The 20,920-nt window shown below is 45.1% G+C and carries 14 protein-coding genes; 2 read left to right on the top strand and 12 right to left on the bottom strand.

Going from position 1 to position 20,920, the window contains the following annotated elements; genetic code table 11:
- Positions 1-11: 11 nt before the first annotated feature.
- From urtB to M9196_RS19160, 12 genes are all read right to left on the bottom strand, one after another.
- The gene (gene urtB / locus M9196_RS19215) at positions 12-1,637 is read right to left on the bottom strand and encodes an urea ABC transporter permease subunit UrtB (protein WP_250619127.1); all 1,626 of its coding nucleotides are present in this window, start codon (positions 1,635-1,637) and stop codon (positions 12-14) included.
- Between the two features lie 102 nt (positions 1,638-1,739).
- Positions 1,740-3,029 (bottom strand): urea ABC transporter substrate-binding protein, encoded by a 1,290-nt coding sequence (gene urtA / locus M9196_RS19210; protein ID WP_250619126.1) that lies wholly within the window; start codon positions 3,027-3,029, stop codon positions 1,740-1,742.
- Positions 3,030-3,274: 245 nt separating this feature from the next.
- Positions 3,275-4,120 carry a GNAT family N-acetyltransferase gene (locus tag M9196_RS19205; protein ID WP_250619125.1) on the bottom strand — a complete coding sequence of 282 codons (846 nt, stop codon included), beginning with the start codon at positions 4,118-4,120 and terminating at the stop codon, positions 3,275-3,277.
- 352 nt (positions 4,121-4,472) lie between these two features.
- The gene (locus M9196_RS19200) at positions 4,473-4,928 is read right to left on the bottom strand and encodes a PACE efflux transporter (RefSeq protein WP_284677230.1); all 456 of its coding nucleotides are present in this window, start codon (positions 4,926-4,928) and stop codon (positions 4,473-4,475) included.
- 320 nt (positions 4,929-5,248) lie between these two features.
- Positions 5,249-5,464 (bottom strand): TIGR02450 family Trp-rich protein, encoded by a 216-nt coding sequence (locus M9196_RS19195; RefSeq protein ID WP_250619123.1) that lies wholly within the window; start codon positions 5,462-5,464, stop codon positions 5,249-5,251.
- Positions 5,451-6,524, bottom strand: a complete 1,074-nt coding sequence (locus tag M9196_RS19190; RefSeq protein ID WP_406707703.1) for a TolC family protein — start codon at positions 6,522-6,524, stop codon at positions 5,451-5,453. Before M9196_RS19190 ends, M9196_RS19195 begins: the two co-directional genes overlap by 14 nt.
- 90 nt (positions 6,525-6,614) lie before the next feature.
- Complete coding sequence (locus M9196_RS19185) at positions 6,615-7,115, bottom strand: hypothetical protein (protein ID WP_250619122.1); 501 nt, start codon at positions 7,113-7,115, stop codon at positions 6,615-6,617.
- 245 nt (positions 7,116-7,360) lie between these two features.
- Positions 7,361-7,570, bottom strand: a complete 210-nt coding sequence (locus tag M9196_RS19180; protein ID WP_250619121.1) for a hypothetical protein — start codon at positions 7,568-7,570, stop codon at positions 7,361-7,363.
- 326 nt (positions 7,571-7,896) lie between these two features.
- Entirely contained in the window at positions 7,897-8,109 is a 213-nt protein-coding gene (gene cspE, locus M9196_RS19175; RefSeq protein WP_250619120.1) for a transcription antiterminator/RNA stability regulator CspE, read from the bottom strand.
- A 280-nt stretch (positions 8,110-8,389) separates the two neighbouring features.
- Positions 8,390-9,805: an MATE family efflux transporter gene (locus M9196_RS19170; RefSeq protein WP_250619119.1), complete on the bottom strand. Its 1,416-nt coding sequence runs from the start codon at positions 9,803-9,805 to the stop codon at positions 8,390-8,392.
- A 60-nt stretch (positions 9,806-9,865) separates the two neighbouring features.
- On the bottom strand, positions 9,866-10,390 hold the full coding sequence (locus tag M9196_RS19165; protein ID WP_250619184.1) for an NADPH-dependent FMN reductase: 525 nt from the start codon (positions 10,388-10,390) through the stop codon (positions 9,866-9,868).
- Positions 10,391-10,428: 38 nt separating this feature from the next.
- Positions 10,429-10,842, bottom strand: coding sequence for a VOC family protein (locus tag M9196_RS19160; protein WP_250619118.1), 414 nt, complete (start codon positions 10,840-10,842; stop codon positions 10,429-10,431).
- A gap of 117 nt (positions 10,843-10,959) precedes the next feature.
- Between M9196_RS19160 and M9196_RS19155 the strand changes: the two genes are divergently transcribed.
- Both M9196_RS19155 and M9196_RS19150 read left to right on the top strand, forming a co-directional pair.
- Positions 10,960-11,862 (top strand): LysR family transcriptional regulator, encoded by a 903-nt coding sequence (locus M9196_RS19155; protein WP_250619117.1) that lies wholly within the window; start codon positions 10,960-10,962, stop codon positions 11,860-11,862.
- A 202-nt stretch (positions 11,863-12,064) separates the two neighbouring features.
- On the top strand, positions 12,065-20,920 hold an 8,856-nt coding region (locus M9196_RS19150; protein ID WP_250619116.1), incomplete at its 3' end, for a VCBS domain-containing protein.

Here is a 20,920-nt window from a genome sequence, read left to right as displayed (position 1 = left end):
GATAATTGTCCTTAACCTTCTGCTGCTCGTCCGCGTTGTGGGAATAGCCCACGTGGACGTTTTTGAATAAACAAAATAATAAATACCAACACTAGAATTTTCGCCAGTACTGCTCCGGCCCATGGTTCAAGGATTTTATTGAATAAGCCCAGAGACAACCCAGCAACGAGCGTGCCCCAGAGGTTGCCGACCCCTCCAAATACCACCACCATAAACGAATCGATAATGTAGGCCTGACCCATATTAGGTCCAACATTAGTAAGCTGAGATAGCGCTACACCCGCCACTCCTGCTACGCCAGAACCTAAACCAAATGTCAGCGCATCAACACGTTCAGAACGAATACCCATTGCTCTTGCCATGCCACGGTTTTGGGAAACTGCACGCACTTGCAACCCTAAAGGGGTTTTCTTCAACACCATGACAAGACCAAGAAACACCATGATGCAAAACAATATAATGTAGAGACGGTTGTATGTTAGCGACAGCATCGGGTTGATTTGTAACGCACCTGACATCCACTCAGGCGTACTGACCGATCGATTTAGTGGCGAGAAAATTGATCGAACCGCTTGCTGCAAGATTAAGCTAATACCAAAGGTCGCAAGAAGGGTCTCAAGAGGTCGACCGTAGAGGTGACGAATAACACTTCGTTCAATCGCAATACCCACTAATCCGGATACGACAAAAGCCATTGGAATAGACAAAATCAAAGAAAGACCAATCTGATTTGGCATAAGCTGTTGCATCACATAGGTTGTGTAAGCCCCAATCATAATCAGTTCACCGTGCGCCATATTAATAACGCCCATCACACCAAAAGTAATTGCAAGCCCAATACCCGCCAGAATCAGCACTGACCCCAAACTCAAACCAAAAAAGATGGTCTCTACACCAGAATACAGTTTCTGGCTTTGCTGATAACGAGAAAGTGCTCGCTCTGCAGCCGCAATGACAGTGGGATTTTTTTCTGACTTAAGTACCGTGTTTAGCGTCTGAAATACCACGGATTGCTTATAATCTGCCAATACCTCAATGGCCGACACTCGTTGTTCTACTGTGGCTGCAGTTAAGGCGTCATCAATCGATACGGCAAGAGTTAAGATATGAGCAACTTCACTGTTGGTTTCAACATCCAGTTGCTTGCTCAATCGAGCCACCACAACATCTTCTGTCTGTCCCAATAACGTAGTGACCGCATTTAGGCGCACATTTGGGTCGCTGTGCTCCAAGCCTAGCGCTGCAATCTCCAATCGAAGTAGACCACGTAACTTGTTATTAACTCGCACTTTTTTAAAAAGACGGGATTTTTCTACCGCAAGAGTGTCGTCACTCCAGGCGCTTTGTGCGTGAGAAACCTGCTTGATATCCGTCGAAATATATAAATGTTGAAAGTGTTCACTTTTCTTATCGTTAAAATAGAACAAGTCCCCTTGTAACCATGCAGTCAAAATCGGTTTGGCGACTTCATTGGACTCGTTGCCAATAATCCAGCTGATCGCGGTTTCTTTCTGGGGGTTATTTTTACCAATTAGCGCTTGAGAAAAAGACTCTCTGTCACTAACGCTGGCGAACGCAACGTGAGTGCCCAAAATAAGGAACACCACCGCTTTCAACATCTGTGTGATAATTTTCATGAAATGTGTCCTTTTGTTCTGTCCAAAATCCATCATTTAGCTGGGCAGAAACGAAAAGGTGCTCCTACACATCGATGTAGAAGCACCAAAATAACCGAGGAATTAGTTTGCGCTACCTGCACACTTCCCGGTTTCTACATTGAACGCGCCACAAGAAAATGGCTTAGACCAGCTTGAATAAAGCTTGGCTGACTCTGGCAGATAGTTTGACCAAGCATCACCCGCGACTAAACCTGTGGTCTCCCAAACTACATCAAATTGACCATCGTCTTGGATCTCACCAATCAGTACCGGTTTAGTAATGTGGTGGTTTGGTAGCATCGTAGAGTAGCCACCAGAAAGGTTAGGTACCGACACTCCAATTAACGCATCTTGAACTTGCTCTGCGTCCGTAGTACCGGCGTTCGTCACCGCTTGTGTCCACATATTGAAACCAATGTAATGCGCTTCCATCGGATCATTGGTGACTCGTTTTTCACTCGCAATAAATTTCTGCCATGTTTCAACAAATTCTTCATTCGCGTCAGTATCAACACTCATAAAGTAGTTCCATGCTGCTAAATGCCCCACCAATGATGAAGTATCCATACCTGATAGCTCTTCTTCACCGACAGAGAACGCGACAACTGGAATGTCTTCTGAAGATACCCCTTGGGCGCCAAGCTCTTTATAGAAAGGAACATTTGCATCGCCATTGATCGTTGATACAACCGCCGTTTTCTTACCTTCTGAACCAAACCTCTTAATGTCAGATACGATTGACTGCCAGTCAGAATGACCGAAAGGCGTGTAGTTGATCATAATGTCTTGCTCACTCACCCCTTTACTTTTCAGGTATGCTTCAAGGATTTTGTTGGTCGTACGCGGGTATACATAATCAGTACCAGCTAACACCCAGCGTTCCACCTCGAGCTCTTCCATTAAATAGTCTACGGCAGGTACAGCTTGTTGGTTTGGCGCAGCACCCGTATAGAAAACGTTTTTAGACGACTCCTCACCTTCGTACTGAACCGGATAGAAAAGAATACTGTTGAGCTCTTCAAAAACAGGTAGCATGGATTTACGAGATACCGATGTCCAACCACCAAAGACGACGTCTACTTTCTCTTTTTCTACCAACTCTCGGGCTTTTTCAGCAAACAACGGCCAGTTTGAGGCAGGATCGACCACCACGGCTTCAAGTTTTTTACCCAACAAGCCACCTTTCTTGTTTTGTTCCTCGACCAACATCAAGATCGTATCTTTTAATGTGGTTTCACTAATCGCCATGGTTCCGGATAATGAATGTAATACACCGACCTTGATCGTATCTTCTTCTGCCATCGCTACACCCGAGGCAAAAGCAAGTGATGCACCGACTGCTGCAAGCTTAAGTTTGAACGTCATGTTCATGTTGGATATCTCCTTATTATGAATAGTTATTCAATATTCATACATCAAGAAAAGTGCCATTTTTTATAAAACACATAAAATAACCATAAGTGATTGAAATTATGGGGTTTACTTTTATAGGCGCACAAATTAGGCACATCACGCCTTTGTGATGCGCCGCATATTGGTGCAAGTGCTGAAATGAGTTTCACTAATTTGGAGAGTTGACTCGTAGTCTGTTAATAATGGCTAGATTTTGCTCATCTCTACCCTATTTCAAACGACGTCACGCCATAAGTGCGACCCAGCTGTATATCGGGTGCAGACTTGCTATACATACGTGCCGTTTCAAAATTTGGCGTCATTTGATGCTGCTGAGCAAGCTCAACCGCGGCGGGGTTATTTTCTGGTACATCTAAATAGACAGGCATGCCCTTATTAAGCTCGGAGATGAGGCGGCGATAAAGCTGGCGAGCAACCTCAGCATTATCGGCAAACAAAGGGGCGATTTTATACCCGTTATGGCATTCACGTGCGACACCAATACCTGTGATGTCACCGCCATCTAAATAAGCAAACGCCTCGCTGTTAGGTTGGTTAAGCCAAGCGCGATTAAACGCGACCCTTTGCGTTGGGAAAAAAGCATCTAAGTAGTCAATCACTTTGCAGTCATCTAATTGACTCACTTTGATTATACGGTTCTGTTCACCTTCATACCGTTGAGTAATACCTTCATATCGGATGTTGCGATGTGATAAAACAAAACCGGAGCGACGGTAATTGTCTTGCTGCTCAACCACGCCATCTAAACCGATATTACAACCGTTTAAGTACGCCATTCCACGTTGCCAAATTTTCCAACCATAGCCTAACCCTCGATACTCGGGTTTAACGATATAGAAGCCAAGAAAACCAAAACTGTCGTCATAACGCACCACGGAGATGCAAGCGATTGGCTCGCCATCAAGAACGCCAACTAAGAAGCCTGTAGGATCTGCCCGATAATAGTTGCTCACATCATTTAACCCCGGGTTCCAGCCCTCCTTAGACGCCCACTCAACGGCTACTTCTAAGTCGTCCTTTGTCATTGTGCGAATTTGAAATCCTGTCATCGTTACTTTTTGCCTCTCTATTTATATCCGTACACAGAATATACTAGTGGGGCAAACTCAAATCACCAGTACCAACTCTCACCAATGATTCAAATAATTGCACAGTTCTCATAAACATGCTGACTTACCGCATTATTGCATCGGTATATCATTGTTAATAACAGGAACATCCACGAGTACAGATAACGAAAAGTCGAGGGTAGCTCTAATTCTGAGCAAGCCAACCGCTAACTAACATTTTTTATTAAGAGGGGCGATATACGGGAGGAGCGACTCTATCGAGAGTCGAGGAAAGTAAAAGTCTAGTAAGCAAATAACTTACTAGACTAAGATCTTTCTTGTATAAATCATGTTAAGTGCAACTTACCTCTTGTTTAACACTACTTCCAACTGAAATAGGGAAGCATTTGTCATACAGGTAGTTGAAACCATAACTGTAGAACAGCGCTAAAACGGCAAAACCCAAATCTAAAACTAATGCTTCATACAAAGATATACTTAATAAGATAGCAATTATAGGTAAAGATAACGCCAATAAGCCCGCTTCAAACAACACCGCATTTAAAACTCGGTGCTTTTTAGTTTTATCAATAGTTCCAAAGCCCCACATCAACCATTGGTCAAACAATAGATTAAAAACAAAATTCCAAGCCATAGCGACAAGAGACAACGCTATCGCGGATAAAGCGGCGGTTTCAATGTTAGCAATCCCCAAAAAAGTGAGTATTGGTGTGGCAATTAGCAGCAAAATAACTTCAAACAATAAGGTATGTCTCAACCTATCCTTGAAGTCTCGACTTCCTTTCATAAACGTGACCATTCCATGACATTAATAATTTTTTTGAAAATCTACCTAATGCTTACCTTGAAATAAACCCTACAACCATTATACGATCAAATACAATGCGCCAGGAAATATTAATATTACGAATGGATTGTCATATCTATCTGTTAAATAAATGAATTTTTAAAACGGCATGTTGTATAAAAAGAAACCAAACGGACCAACGACAAGCTTTCTGTTACCGCTACACGTCGTCACTCCATGGATATCGAATGAAAAATCAGTCATCACTCCTACTGTTAGTATCCTCTACTTACTACTTACTACTTACTACTTACTACTTACTACTTCCAGCCTTGAAGCCAGTTCTGTGGGTTTTTCAATATGGACCAATCAATAGCGTATTCATTTTTTGATAGAACAGCCTCTAGTTTGCACGATAGAACTGAGCCATCTTCCTCAAATTCCACTTCTGTGACCAAAAAATGTTTCTCTCGATTCAATGGTTGCGTTGCTGTCCATTTACTATTGCGTAGCTTGGTTGGATTAATTCGATTCATAATAGCTCCTTCGTATGGGCAGATGGGCGTAATCTTTACCATTTTTACGAACCTCATAAGGTTTCAGGTCAATCCAACGAGAACAATACACACCCATATCAATCTCAATATCTACATCAATCTCAATACCCACATCACCAAGCCAATGCATCAAAATAAATTCACCAATATGACAGCCGTAAACACCAAATTGAGGTCTATATGCCTCGTGCGCGATGGCGACTTGCGTCTCACTCGCAGAAATTTGGACATCCGCCATTTGCGCCATAGGGTGGCGGTTAAGCAACATGTAGTAATCACGTTGACTCGACATAGCAATTTTACGATCCAATTCATGCCAGTCAGAACCGGTCGTGGCGACAATTTCAGGGTAATGACTCAGCCAATTCGCCCCCAACCATTCAGACAACTGAGACAAAATTCGCGCCTGCATTTGACGATTCGCTTGCAACTTATCATCCAATTTACTGACTTGTAATTGGGCTCGAATCAGATCTTGTGACTCACTGTTTCCTATGGCGTAATTGGTTTGAATAAAGCGTTCCATTTCACGCATTAATTGCTGGTTTTCAATAAGCACACGTTCCGACTTCTGCTGAAAGCCTAATTCATACCAAAGCTGAGAGATATTATTCGCCACATCAAGCTCTCGAAGTACAACTTGAAACTCCGCACCGTCTGCTTGTTGCTGGGCTTTTTTATTCTGTAAGTCGAGTGTAGAACCCCGCCCAAACTGCTGCATCAGCCCAACAGAAACATTACTCATAGGATCTTGGTCAAGAGCAAAACTGTCTGTTGGTAACCCGCCAACTCCCACCTTTAAAACCGGGTCTTTAAGGGTAGAGCTAGCAATGCCAGACTCTCGCATCGCTTGCGATTGAGCATAGTACTGCAGGCGATTGGCATCATTGGCAATCGCATCGTCAATAAGCTCGGCGAGCGTGGGTGATTCTTGTTTTATTTGCTGTTGGCTAACAACGGTTTGGGTTGCATAAACCGTTGATGGCACGAATAGAATTGCGCTTACAGCAAGCGCAACCATAGTCATGGTTTTATTCACGATAATGTCCAATCTGCGTGCTCAAAACACAAGCACAATTAAATCAATCCGAAGCCCAACGCTAAGGATTCAACGAAAATTCAGATCAGATTAAATGGTCGGTGGGCGCTCTAGTGGCTCAATGCGGGTCACGACTGAAAGGGAGTGCTCGCTGCTTCTCTTGGAAAAACACGAACTGTGTCCATTGGTATTCAGGGTAATGGGGGACAAGCCCAAGGTGTTGCCGCAAGCACTCGTGCAACAGGTATGAACCATGTCGCTACTAGAACAATCCACAGATTGAACCGATGAGCGATGATCATCGATAGCATGGGGACACCCTGCATTAGCGCTTGAGCTATAACCGTTTGAAGCATCAGAGTGTGATATATGAGAGCTTGAAACAACTGAATTGGTGTTTTTCGAGGGGGAAGCATGATGAGGATGATGTGCCTCACTCACTTGTATTATCTGACAAGGTGTTGTTTGAGGCATCATGTGCGCCTCGCCCATCATGCTCATCGCAGGCATACCCGATACAAACGTTGAAACAACGAGTGCTACCAGACTCAAAAGAGTTAGCCAAATCTTGCGAGCATTAGACAGACGCATACCACACCTTACCGAAAATACCAGGCAAGTATAAAGGTTACCCTAAGGGGAAGGTCAAGCGATTAACCGTGTTAAGTCAATGAGGTTTTATATGAAATAGTAAAAAAGAGAGAGTAAAGTAAGTAAATCTGAATCTATATGGCAAGAATAATGGGGTAATTACCATATACACAAAATATTTTAGTGCAACGTTTCTAAAATTTATGATTCAGAATTTATCGAAAAGTAGAAGGTATTATATGACGTTAAGAGGATAGAGAAAAACGACCAATACATTCATTTAAACTATTAACAATTGTTCCTTGCTGAGTTTTCTCGCAATAGGAAAAGTCTATACCAACGTTACCCATATTGTCTTTCATCATCACATGGCGCGATAAGATATCGCCGTTAAGTTGGTGTATTAACACACTCCAAGAAAGCTGATTATTGAATAAAACGAAATTTACTGTCATTGATTACCTTTTTTTGAATTACTGTTGCTATTATTTTTAGAGTGTTGAAACCAAAAGCGTTTACGACCCATTGAACGAGACATAGAAGATCCTTAATATTATTTTGCAACTAAGATGCCGTCACTCACATGAATGAGCTATCTTAAATTACGGATTGTATAAAAATTACGGTATTGAGATTTATATTGATATTGCGAAGTGAATAAAACGTGTGACATGCGTGAAAGGCAGGTGTTGCGTATTTTCTGTGTTCGAAATTCCAGTATAGAGATTAAAAAGTAGATATTACCGCAAATGACCACTGGCCATTTGCGGTAACGTCGAAATTAGATAGCTACAACGTTAGCAGCTTGAAGACCTTTTTGGCCTTGCTCAACTTCGAAAGATACTTTTTGGCCTTCAGCAAGAGTTTTGAAACCCTCAGAAGCGATAGCACGGAAGTGTACGAATACGTCTGCGCCGCCGTTGTCTTGAGTTAGGAAACCGAAACCTTTCTCTTCGTTAAACCATTTTACGATACCAGTTGTTTTAGTAGACATAATGTGTCCCTTATAAAGTTAAATTCATTAGAAAAATATCGCAATACTGCGATGCGCTGAAAGCTTGAATTATTGAATGTGACGATGAAGCTAAGGGAACCACTGAGGAAAACAACTGTTACGAAGAATTCTGAGGATTGCTTTACTTGATGTATCATTAATAACTCTGAACAACAGAGCGACGGCGATATTACTAGAGCCACTGGTGTTGTCAAGCTTTTTCACAATAAAGTTTAAATAAATATTACCTTATGTCGACCGCCCTTCCAAACCGCGCCTTTCAATGAGAAAAGCATCGCTCAACATATTTCTTAATCGCCTCTAAATCTGCCTTGTAATCATCCATTATGCTTTGCTTAGAGCGCCCTGCTCTGTTTGATTGAATCCATTGATTAAGGACTTGATAAGCGTAAATTGCCCCAAGCAGATTCGCTAAGCTCACTCCTAACCAAATACCGTTCAGTGCCCAGGTGCTGCCAATTACTGCCAATGGAATGGTTAACAACAAAGACTTAACTAATGTCAGTTTTAACGACAAACGCGGAACCTGCACTCCATTTAGAAACGATGTGGTCACGAGCGACAAACCAAACAAAGGAAAGCTCGCACCTACTACCCAAAGGTAGGTAGAGCCTAGTTCAACGATTGCCTGAGATGACGTGAATAGGCCGATTATTGATTCAGAAAAAAAAGCGACAACGATGAAGGCCAACATACCCCAATAGACGGTTAGCCGGCCTGAATGAGCGACAGCGCTATCTAACCGAAGCCAACGCTTAGCACCATAATTTTGAGCGATAAAGGGGGTCATCACGACGCTTAATGATAGGATCCCAACCAAAACTAATGATTCTATTCGAGTAGCAATCCCAAACGCTGCAATTGCATCATCGCCATATTGAGCGACACTACGAGTAATCACTGCAATAGCAATAGGATTTAGCAACTGGGCAGCAATAGCAGGTAAGGCTACATGAAAAATCGACGTGAGTTCTTCAATAGTCTGTTTGAGCGTTATTATCACATTCGACGTGATTAGTGACTCCTTCACTAGTAACGCCGTCATTGCTATCAGTATCGTCAGCCAAGATATCACCGTCGCAATTGCAGCGCCCTCTAACCCCATAGCGGGAAACGGTCCGATGCCAAATATTAACCAGTAATCGAAAATGACATTCACTACACCGCCAATAGCCATAACAATCGTCGAACGTATTAGTACACCTTTCGCCATCAGCGCAGCATTACCAATAAGTCCCCCGACCAATGCCGCCATCCCAATAAACAAGGGAATCATATATTGCTTCACAGTGGGCAATAACGCCTCGCGAGCCCCAAGCGCTTTAAATAGATAGTCGCTTGTCAGTAACCCAACCAAGGTAAGTATCACTGTCAAGAGCATAAACACGAGTAAAGATACGGATGTTAGTCGGCGCGCTTTTTCAACATCCCCCTCTCCTAATGCTTTTGCCACCGTAGACGAAACGCCTACAGCGGACCCCATAAACAACGACACCACCAATATATACACAGGATAAGAAAAACTCATCGCCGCTAGCTGGTCAGTACCAAGCATACCAACGAAATAAGTATCAATAAGTTGAAATGTGAAGGTCATTAGCATTCCAAACGCAGCTGGCGCTGCCATGCTAATCAAAGCCGGACGCACCGGCGATGTAAGTAATTTTGCGTCCATTGCACTCTGCCTATCTAATGACTTAATCTAGCTCTAAGCGGATGAATTAATACTTTTTATTCAGCATAAATGCGCAATAGCAGACGCTATTTTGTCTTGCAGCTCTCCATCCGTGACAACTTGCTGTTCCATATCAAAATTGTCATAGAAATTAGGTACCGACACCGAGCCTTTAACCTCTGCAGCAAAATAAGGAGCAGAGTGAGTGGCGGACGCAAGTACGCTTTGAGCGCCTCCCGGACCGGGTGATGTGGCAAGATAGACAACGGGTTTATTCTGGAATACCTGCATATTAATACGCGACGTCCAATCGAATAAGTTCTTATATGCTGCTGTGTAAGAACCATTGTGCTCCGCGAATGAGATGACAATGGCATCGGACTCCCCAATTAAACGATAAAAGTGCTGGGCTTGTTCCGGGATTCCCGATTGTTTCTCTCGGTCTTCACTATACAAAGCGGCTTCAAAATCATTAAGATCAATTAAGTCCACTTGAGCCCCTTCAATCAAATTTGCAGCATAGTTCGCTAATACTTGATTGATAGAAGTTCGGCTGTTACTTGCGCCAAATGCGAGTACTTTCATTGTTGTTTTCATCCTGACTCTCCTAATTCGTGTCGTTGTTAAACCGCTAGATTGGTTAAGCCACTATATTCAATAAACTCAATGACATTGTCGTCTGGGTCTCGTATGAAAAATGATGTGCCAGTTGGGTGAGTCATTGGCTCACCACTTAAAGGAATATCTAACTCTGCTAACGTCGTTATCACCGCTTTTGCACTCGAAACTTCTAGTGCTACATGGGTATAACCGGTGTATTTGGTTGGAATATCCATTAGCTGATTCTTCTTGTCGCCCTTATCCGCATTGAGAATAAAGTTAATATTAATACCACTTGGGTGCTCTACAATGGCGACAGGCTCTGGTCCTGATGGGCCTGTAATGGTTTGAAATCCCAACTTTTTGTAGAAGTCTCTTGACTGTTCAAAGTCGCTCACTCGAATTCCAATGTGGTTCACTCGGCTAATTTGCTCCATGATAGCGCTCCGTTTGTTCATGTTTTTAGTTATTGAATTCAGCATAATTCCTTTTCATTGAGAAATTAATAGCCACAATGAAAAGTCATTATTTCCAAATAACAAGGAATAGATCGAATGTACAACAGTAAGTTATTAGACGGCTTTGTGGTATTTGTTGAAGTAGTAGAGAGTGGTAGCTTCACTATAGCAGCAGAAAAAACCCACCATTCAACATCTTATATAAGTAAGGAAGTCACCAAACTTGAAGAGCGTTTGGGAGTAAGACTGTTGCAACGCACGACTCGAGTACTCAAGTTAACTCCGGAGGGAGAACACTTTTACCAACAAGCACGAGATGTCATAGATGCGGCGAAAGCAGCGGAAGAATCCATCTCTGGCAGTCAAACCGAGCCCACAGGTGTATTGAAGATTACGTGCCCTGTTGCCCTCGGGCTATCGACAATGACCCCTATTTTTACGCGCTATGCTCAGACATACCCTAAAGTCAGCCTTGATATTGACCTCAGCGATAAGAAGATAGATGTCATCGAACAAGGCATTGATATCGCAATTCGGGCATCAGACAAACTTGAAGACTCGTCACTTATCAGTCGTAAGTTATTTAGCGACACTGGTGTCACCATCGCCTCTCCCCAATACCTAAAAAGTCGCGGCACACCGATTCATCCGCGTGAACTCACACAACATGACATCATTACCTATAGCTACGCTAAAAACCCAAAAAGATGGAGTTATCAAGAACCTAATGGTCATGAAGCCATTGTGGATATTACCAATAGAATCACGATTAATAGCGCACAGATGGAGCTTGAAATGTGTAAGGCGGGGGTGGGTATCACCCGTTTACCTCGATTTTATCTCGGTAACGAAATCGAATCAGGCGAGCTAATAGAATTATTTAGTGACTTCCCAAAACACCAACTTGGGGTGTACATGGTATACCCAAGCCGAAAGCATATGTCGGCGAAAGTGCGTGCGTTTAAAGAAATTGTTGAGCAAGAGCTAGGGGCACATTAGCAATGGCCCTTCTAGAAGCACGCTGTTATTTAAGTCAGGATTTTTCAACACTATCAGAAACGTCGTTGGATAGTTTTATCTATTGAGTTGAGATACATACCAACACTTAGTCGTTTTCTTTATTAATTATCCTTTTAGCTAGCGAAACTGCCGTCTGTGTATTTAACTTAAGGAAGACAATTTTAGGTTCATGGATGAAAGAATGACTAAGCAGAAAAACGACTCTAAAAAAAATAAAAACTCAGTACTCAAAAATACGAAGAGTGAAGAGCCGAAGCAAAAAAAAATAAAAACAAAAAAGAAGCTCAGACTGCACCAACGCTTAAAAGCAAAACTCCCCCTACTGCAGTCACTTATGATGATCTTACCGTCTTTCACTAAACATTCTACGGCGGAAGAGTTACCCGATTCTAATGATGCGACCCGTTCAGATGCAAACAACGACGAAACTGAAACAAAAACGACAACAGCTTCAACTGGCCACAAACAAACAGAATCGTCAGCTGATACAAGTCAAAATGTTCAAGCCAACGCCCCCCTCCCCAGTTCAAATCATACGTCTCAAGGCTCTGGTGCACATTTTTCATCGTCTCATCACCGTTCAATGCTTTCTAATCAGGAAGTTCATCATGCTCCCTCTGCATCTATTCCAACGATCACCAATAGTACGCCCTCGACAAAAGATACTAATAATGCTGCTCTCATTAGTGGATCCAACTCAGGTTCGGTAACCGAAGAATCTAAACTTCAAACCTCGGGCATACTGACTGTCACTGATGTCGATACTGGCGAGGCACACTTCTCCAACACAAATATCTTAGGCACCTTTGGTACGCTGCACCTGACAGATTCTGGCGCTTGGACGTACGACTTAGATAACACTAACCCAGCCGTTCAAGCTTTAGGAGACGGTGCAACCGCTACCGACACCATTATCGTTCATTCAGCCGATGGCACACCTCATCAAATCACTATTACCGTTAACGGCACTAACGATGCAGCGACGGTCAGCAGTGCGACCGTTGCTATCGATGAGACCGACAAAGCGGTAACCACATCAGGCACGCTAACCAGCACCGATGTCGATAACCAAGATAACGCCTTCACACCCGACTCTATTACTGGAGCTAACGGCGACCTAACTATTGACGCTAACGGCCATTGGGTGTTCACCGCTAACAGCGAATTTAATCAATTAAACGTCGGCGATAAAGTAGAAGAAACCTTCACTGTCTCGTCTATTGATGGCACACCATCGACCATCAAAGTGACGATTAACGGCACTAACGATGCAGCGACGGTCAGTACCGCAACGGTCACTGTGGATGAAACTGACAAAGCGGTAACCACATCAGGCACGCTAACCAGTACGGATTTGGATAACCCAGACAATGCATTCACACCCGATTCCATTTCAGGTACCAACGGTGACCTGACTATCGATGCCAATGGTCATTGGGCGTTCACCGCCAACAGTGCGTTTCATCAATTGAACGTTGGCGATAAAGTAGAAGAAACCTTCACTGTGTCGTCTGTCGATGGCACACCGTCGACGATCAAAGTCACGATTAACGGCACTAACGACGCCGCAACGGTCAGTAGTGCAACTGTAAGTGTGGATGAAACTGACAGCGCTATAACAACTTCTGGAACCCTCACTAGTACCGATTTAGACAACCCAGATAATACGTTTACGCCGGATTCTATTTCAGGCACCAACGGTGACCTGACTATCGATGCCAATGGTCATTGGGCGTTCACCGCCAACAGTGCGTTTAATCAATTGAACATCGGCGATAAAGTAGAAGAAACCTTCACTGTGTCGTCTGTCGATGGCACACCGTCGACGATCAAAGTGACGATTAACGGGACTAACGATGCAGCGACGGTCAGTACCGCAACGGTCACTGTAGATGAAACGGACAGCGCTATAACAACTTCTGGAACCCTCACTAGTACCGATTTAGACAACCCAGATAATACGTTTACGCCGGATTCTATTTCAGGCACCAACGGTGACCTGACTATCGATGCCAATGGTCATTGGGTGTTCACCGCCAACAGTGCGTTTAATCAATTGAACGTTGGTGATAAAGTAGAAGAAACCTTCACCGTAACTTCGATTGACGGCACACCCTCGCCCATCAAAATCACGATTAACGGCACTAACGACGCCGCAACGGTCAGTAGTGCAACTGTAAGTGTGGATGAAACTCACAGCGCTATAACAACTTCTGGGACCCTCACCAGTACCGATGTAGACAACCCAGATAATACCTTCACGCCGAATTCCATTTCCGGTACCAATGGCGACCTAACTATTGACGCTAGTGGTCACTGGGTGTTCACCGCCAACAGCGCGTTTAACCAATTAAACGTCGGTGATAAGGTCGAAGAGACTTTCACTGTCTCGTCTATTGACGGCACACCGTCAACGATCAAAGTGACGATTAATGGCACTAACGACAAAGCCACTGTTAGCAGTGCAAGCGTTGCTATCGATGAGACTGACAAAGCGATAACCACATCAGGCACGCTAACCAGTACAGATGTAGATAACCCTGACAACACATTCACTCCGATTTCGCTCACAGGAACCCACGGCGGCTTAACCATTGACGCCAATGGTCACTGGGTGTTCACCGCCAACAGCGCGTTTAACCAATTAAACGTCGGCGATAAAGTGGAAGAAACCTTCACTGTGACGTCTGTCGATGGCACACCGTCGACGATCAAAGTGACGATTAACGGGACTAACGATGCAGCGACGGTCAGTACCGCAACGGTCAATGTGGATGAAACTGACCGCGCTATAACAACTTCTGGAACCCTCACTAGTACCGATTTAGACAACCCAGATAATGCGTTTACTCCGGGTTCTATTTCCGGCACCAATGGCGACCTGACTATTGATGCCAATGGTCATTGGACGTTCACTGCGAACAGCGCATTTAATCAATTAAACGTCGGCGACAAAGTCGAAGAAACCTTTACCGTCACTTCCGTTGATGGCACACCTTCCACCATAAAAGTCACGATTAACGGTACTAACGATGCAGCGACAGTCAGTACCACAACAGTCAGTGTGGATGAGACTGACAAAGCGGTAACGACATCAGGAACATTGACCAGTACCGACGTCGATAACCCAGACAATGCGTTCACGCCGGATTCGATTACTGGCACCAACGGCAACCTCACTATTGGTGCTAATGGCCAATGGACCTTCACCGCCAACAGCGCGTTTAATCAATTAAACGTCGGCGACAAAGTCGAAGAAACCTTTACCGTCACTTCCGTTGATGGCACACCTTCCACCATAAAAGTCACGATTAACGGTACTAACGATGCAGCGACAGTCAGTACCACAACAGTCAGTGTGGATGAGACTGATAAAGCGGTAACGACCTCAGGCACGCTAACCAGTACCGATGTAGACAACCCAGACAATACGTTTACGCCGGATTCTATTACTGGCACCAACGGTGACCTGACTATTGATGCCACTGGTCACTGGGTATTTACCGCGAACAGCGCGTTTAATCAGCTAAACGTCGGCGATAAAGTCGAAGAGACCTTCACTGTCTCGGCTATTGATGGCACAACGTCAACGATCAAAGTGACGATTAATGGCACCAACGATGCAGCGACAGTCAGTACCGCAACAGTCAGTGTGGATGAGACTGATAAAGCGGTAACCACATCAGGAACATTGACTAGTACCGATGTGGATAACCCAGACAACACGTTTACGCCGGATTCTATTTCAGGCACAAATGGCGACCTCACCATTGATGCCACAGGCCACTGGGTATTCACTGCCAACAGCGCGTTTAATCAACTAAACGTTGGCGATAAGATCGAAGAGACTTTCACTGTCTCTTCCATCGATGGTACACCGTCGACCATAAAAGTGACGATCAATGGCACCAATGATAAAGCTACTGTCAGCAGTGCGACCGTCGCCATCGATGAGACTGACAAAGCGGTGACAACCTCAGGAACCCTAACCAGTATCGACGTCGATAACCCAGATAACGCATTCACACCGGATTCGATTACTGGCACCAACGGTGACCTGACTATTGATGCCAACGGCCATTGGGTGTTCACCGCGAACAGCGCGTTTAATCAATTGAACGTTGGCGATAAAGTAGAAGAAACCTTCACTGTGTCGTCTGTCGATGGCACACCGTCGACGATCAAAGTGACGATTAACGGGACTAACGATGCAGCGACGGTCAGTACCGCAACGGTCAGTGTGGATGAGACTGACAAAGCGGTAACTACTTCAGGTACGCTAACCAGCACCGATGTCGATAATCCAGATAATGCCTTCACACCGGATTCCATTACTGGAGCTAACGGTGACCTAACTATTGATGCCAACGGTCACTGGAGCTTCACCGCCAACAGCGCGTTTAATCAACTAAACGTCGGCGATAAAGTCGAAGAGACTTTCACTGTCTCGTCTATTGACGGCACACCGTCAACGATCAAAGTGATGATTAACGGCACCAACGATAAAGCTACTGTCAGCAGTGCGACCGTCGCTATAGATGAGACTGACAAAGCAGTAACCACATCAGGCACGCTAACCAGTACGGATTTGGATAACCCAGACAATGCATTCACACCCGATTCCATTTCAGGTACCAACGGTGATCTCACCATTGATGCTACTGGTCATTGGGTGTTCACCGCTAGCAACGCGTTTAATCAATTGAACGTCGGCGATAAGGTCGAAGAAACCTTCACGGTGTCGTCTATTGATGGCACACCGTCGACGATCAAAGTGACGATTAACGGTACTAACGATGCAGCGACGGTCAGCAGTGCGACCGTTGCTATCGATGAGACCGACAAAGCGGTAACCACATCAGGCACGCTAACCAGCACCGATGTCGATAACCAAGATAATGCCTTCACACCCGACTCAATTACTGGAGCTAACGGCGGCCTTACTATTGACGCTAACGGCCATTGGGTGTTCACTGCCAACAGCGCGTTTAACCAATTAAATGTCGGCGATAAAGTTGAAGAGACCTTCACTGTCTCGTCTATTGATGGCACAACGTCCACCATAAAGGTGACTATTAACGGCACTAACGACAAAGCCACAGTTAGCAGTGCGACCGTTGCTATCGATGAAACTGATAAAGCAGTAACGACATCAGGCACGCTAACCAGCACCGACGTGGATAACCCAGATAATACCTTCACACCCGACTCTATTACTGGAACTAACGGCGACCTTACTATTGATGCTAATGGTCATTGGGTGTTCACCGCCAACAGCGCGTTTAATCAATTAAACGTCGGGGATAAAGTTGAAGAAACCTTCACGGTGTCATCTGTTGATGGCACACCGTCCACCATCAAGATCACGATCAATGGCACCAACGATAAAGCCACAGTCAGCAGTGCATCCATCGCTATCGATGAGACCGACAAAGCGGTAACCACATCAGGCACGCTAACCAGTACGGATTTGGATACCCCAGATAATGCTTTCACACCGGATTCCATTTCCGGCACCAATGGCGACCTAACTATTGACGCTAATGGTCATTGGGTCTTCACCGCCAACAGCGCGCTTAACCAATTAAATGTCGGTGACAAGGTTGAGGAAACCTTCACTGTTTCGTCTGTTGATGGCACACCGTCGACGATCAAAGTGACGATTAACGGTACTAATGACAAAGCCACTGTTAGCAGTGCTACCGTTGCTATTGATGAAACTAACACTGCTTTAACTACATCAGGCACGCTAACCAGCACCGATATCGATAACCCAGATAATGCGTTCGCACCAGACTCCATTCCCGGCACCAACGGTGACCTAACTATTGATGCCAACGGGCATTGGGTATTTACCGCTAACAGCGCATTTAACCAACTTAATGCTGGCGATAAAATCGAAGAGACCTTCACTGTCTCGTCTGTTGATGGCACGCCGTCTACCATTAAAGTCACGATAAATGGTACTAATGATGCGGCTCTCATTCGTGGCTCCAGCTCAGGTTCGGTAACCGAAGAATCTAAACTGCAAACCTCGGGCACACTGACAGTCACCGATGTCGATACTGGCGAGGCACACTTCTCCAACACAGATATCGTAGGCACCTTTGGTGTGCTGCACCTGACAGATTCTGGCGCTTGGACGTACGACTTAGATAACACTAACCCAGCAGTTCAAGCATTAGGAGATGGTGCAACCGCTACCGACACCATTACTGTTCATTCTGCTGATGGCACGCCTCATCAAATCACTATTACCGTTAACGGCACCAATGATACAGCAGCTATAGGCGGGACGAGTGCCGGCGTGGTAACTGAAGAGTCTCAACTTCAAACCTCTGGCACACTTACAGTAACGGATGTCGATACTGGCGAAACACACTTTCAAGTATCACAGGTGACTAGCAACTTCGGTACGCTAAGCATCACAAAAAACGGTGCTTGGACATACGATTTAGACAACAATAACCCTGTAGTTCAAGGGCTTGGTCAAGGCTCGACTGCGACAGATATCGTCACGGTTCACTCTGCCGATGGTACAGCGCATCAAGTTACCATCACGATTAATGGCACCAACGACCATGCAGTAATCACGAGCAGTACAGCAAGCTCACCAAGTTCGTTTTTCGCTATCGGGACAAGTAATGGCTCAAGCCAAGTTACTGAAGATAAAGACCTAACGGTTTCGGGCCAACTCAACATCACCGATATCGACTCAAAAGAGGCGCATTTTTCTAGTTCCGACCTCAAGGGAACGCTCGGAACTTTACACCTTAAAGACAATGGCGATTGGACCTACGGTCTAGATAATAAAAATCCACAAGTTCAAGCTCTTGGTCAAGGTTCTGCGACAACAGATATCATAACCATCCACTCCGCCGACGGCACTCCTCATCAGATCACTATTACCGTTAACGGCACCAATGATAAAGCCGTAATAAGCGGAACAAGTGCTGGAGTGGTAACCGAAGAATCTCAATTGCAAACCTCTGGTACGTTGACTGTCACTGACGTAGATACTGGCGAAGCGCATTTCTCTAATACCGATATCGTAGGCTCGTTTGGTGCGCTACATCTCACCGATTCGGGTTCTTGGACGTACGATCTTGATAATAAAAACCCTGCCGTTCAAGCATTAGGTAAAGGGGCAACCGCTACCGATACGATTACCGTTCACTCTGCTGATGGGACGTCACACCAAGTGACTATCACAGTAAATGGCACTAATGACAAAGCCACTGTTAGCAGTGCGACCGTCGCTATCGTTGAAACTGACAGAGCGGTAGCTACCTCAGGCACGCTAACCAGTAAGGATTTGGATAACCCGGATAACACCTTTACACCAGATTCGATCACGGGAACCCACGGTGATTTAACTATTGATGCCAACGGGCACTGGGTATTCACCGCTAACAGCGCATTTAATCAATTAAACGTCGGCGATAAAGTAGAAGAAACCTTCACTGTCTCGTCTATTGATGGCACACCATCGACCATCAAAGTGACGATTAACGGTACTAACGATGCAGCGACGGTCAGTACCGCAACGGTCACTGTGGATGAAACTGACAAAGCTATAACGACATCAGGCACGCTAACCAGTACCGATGTCGATAATCCAGATAATGCGTTCACACCGGGCTCCATTTCCGGCACCACTGGCGACCTTACTATTGACGCTAATGGCCACTGGGTCTTCACAGCCAACAGCGCGTTTAACCAATTAAATGTCGGTGACAAAGTCGAAGAAACCTTCACTGTGTCATCTGTTGATGGCACACCGTCCACTATCAAAGTGACGATTAATGGCACCAACGATAAAGCCACGGTTAGCAGTGCGACCGTCGCTATCGATGAGACCGATAAAGCGGTAACCACATCAGGTACGCTAACCAGCACCGATTTGGATAACCTGGATAATGCCTTTACACCAGATTCGTTCACGGGAGCCCACGGTGATTTAACTATTGATGCCAACGGGCATTGGGTATTCACTGCCAACAGCGCGTTTAACCAATTAAATGTCGGCGATAAAGTTGAAGAGACCTTCACTGTATCGTCTATTGATGGCACAACGTCAACCATCAAGGTGACTATTAACGGCACTAACGACAAAGCCACAGTCAGCAGTGCAACCGTTGCTATCGATGAGACTGACACAGCGATAACGACATCAGGCACTCTAACCAGCACCGATTTGGATAACCTGGATAACACCTTTACACCAGATTCGATCACGGGAACCCACGGTGATTTAACCATTGATGCCAACGGGCACTGGGTGTTCACCGCCAACAGCGCGTTTAACCAATTAAATGTCGGCGATAAGGTCGAAGAAACTTTCACTGTCTCGTCTATTGATGGCACACCGTCCACCATCAAGGTCACGATCAATGGCACCAACGACAAAGCCACGGTTAGCAGTGCGACCGTTGCTATCGATGAGACCGACAAAGCGGTAACTACCTCAGGCACGCTAACCAGTACCGATGTCGATAATCCAGATAATGCCTTCACACCGGATGCCATTTCCGGCACCAATGGCGACCTTACTATTGACGCTAATGGTCACTGGGTGTTCACCGCCAACAGCGCGTTTAACCAATTAAATGTCGGCGATAAAGTTGAAGAGACTTTCACGGTGTCGTCTATTGATGGCACACCATCGACCATCAAAGTGACGATTAACGGTACTAACAATGCAGCGACGGTCAGCAGTGCGACCGTTGCTATCGATGAGACCGACAAAGCGGTAACCACATCAGGCACGCTAACCAGCACCGATGTCGATAACCAAGATAATGCCTTCACACCCGACTCTATTACTGGAGCTAACGGCGACCTAACTATTGACGCTAACGGCCATTGGGTGTTCACCGCCAACAGCGCGTTTAATCAATTGAACGTTGGCGATAAAGTAGAAGAAACCTTCACCGTAACTTCGATTGATGGCACACCCTCGACCATCAAAGTCACGATTAACGGCACTAACGACGCCGCAACGGTCAGTAGTGCAACTGTAAGTGTGGATGAAACT

The sequence above is a fragment of the Vibrio methylphosphonaticus genome, assembly GCF_023634655.1.
GTDB classification, from domain to species: Bacteria; Pseudomonadota; Gammaproteobacteria; order Enterobacterales; family Vibrionaceae; genus Vibrio; species Vibrio methylphosphonaticus.
Note: the sequence above shows the minus strand (reverse complement) of the source record. Positions and strands in the feature narration are given on the sequence as shown.